Raw genomic sequence first — 1,202 nt, 5'->3', positions numbered from 1 at the left:
TTGGTTGGCGGGGTGAAGGCGAGCGTTTCGGTGAATTTCTGGCGGGTGGTCAGGCAGTGGTGAAGCTGGCCGGTCATGCGGTTGAACAGGTGGCGGAGGGCCGCGTAGTAGCGGTCTCCGCTCTCGCGTGGGCGGTTGTAGTGGGCGTGGGCTCCGGGTGAGGCGGTCAGGGCGGCGAATGCCCAGTGCCGGCCGGTCGCGGCGAGTCGGCTGTTGTTGATCCGGCGGTGGCTGACGCGGCGGCTGCGACCGGACTCGCGGGTGACTGGGGCGCTTCCGGTATAGGCCTTCAGGTCGCGGGCGGTGGCCAAGCGGGTGCGGTCGTCGCCGAGCTCGGCGAGGATCCGGGCGCCGGTGGGCACGGCCAGGCCGGGGAAGCTGGTGATGGTCGCCGCGTCGGGGTGTTGGAGGAAGAGTTCTTCAGTGGCCTGGGCCAGGTCGTCGCAGGCCTGGCAGGCAGCGTCGAGCTGGGCGAGGAGAGCGGGGGTCTGGCGTCCCATCGCCGCTTCGACCAGGCCGGGCTGGCGGAGCCGGGTGCGGCGGAGCACCTCCAGAAGTCGGTCGGTCTCGGCGTCGATCCGCCGTTGGCGGCCCGCGCGGGTGATGGCGGCCTTGAGCCGGCTGCGGGTGAGGCGGGCGGCCCCGGGCGTGGGGGCGACGGCCAGGATCGTGCGGGCCTCCCGCGCCAGCAGCCGTTCGCGCTTGTCTGCGAACGCCTCGAGTATCGCGGGGTAGTACTCGCGCAGGCGGGAGCGGCAGCCGGTTGTCCCGTCGGCCGGACGCTCGCAGGCAGGCCGCCAGCAGACCGCGGGAGGTCTCAATCGCGATCGGGATCGGATTTTCTGGGGCTGTCGCCGTGCTCGGCCAGTAGCCGCAGCAGGTCCTGGAAGCCCGCGGCGTCGTCGCCGAATCGGCAGCTTGCCGAGAAGGCGGGCGTCGGCGTCGATTACGGCGATGTCGTGATGGTCCTCGGCCCAGTCGATTCCGCAGGCCACGTGCAATGCGTGCTCCCCTCGAAGCGCGTGCCGTCCGCCGGCGTCGAGCCGCGGCAGGGACCACCCGGCGACCTGATAGAAGCGCTCGCGGGCGCACCACCCCATCAGCCGTCCGCGGCCCCAGCGATGTCCAGGGTCCTCGCTGTTGTGAAGAGCTCCACGGCTCCGGCTGATCGGGAGGCGGCCCTGGAAATGGCTCGAACCACG

Annotated in this window: 1 pseudogene; it reads right to left on the bottom strand. The window is 71.8% G+C overall.

The features are described from left to right. Positions 1–1,001: pseudogene (locus IF89_RS39380) on the bottom strand (transposase); the annotation flags it as partial. Between the last annotated feature and the right edge of the window lie 201 nt (positions 1,002–1,202).

Origin of the sequence: Streptomyces sp. NRRL F-2664, assembly GCF_000719345.1 — a bacterium.
Taxonomy (GTDB): domain Bacteria; phylum Actinomycetota; class Actinomycetes; order Streptomycetales; family Streptomycetaceae; genus Streptomyces.
The sequence above is the reverse complement of the archived record's forward strand: the minus strand, read 5'-3'. Positions and strand labels throughout refer to the sequence as shown.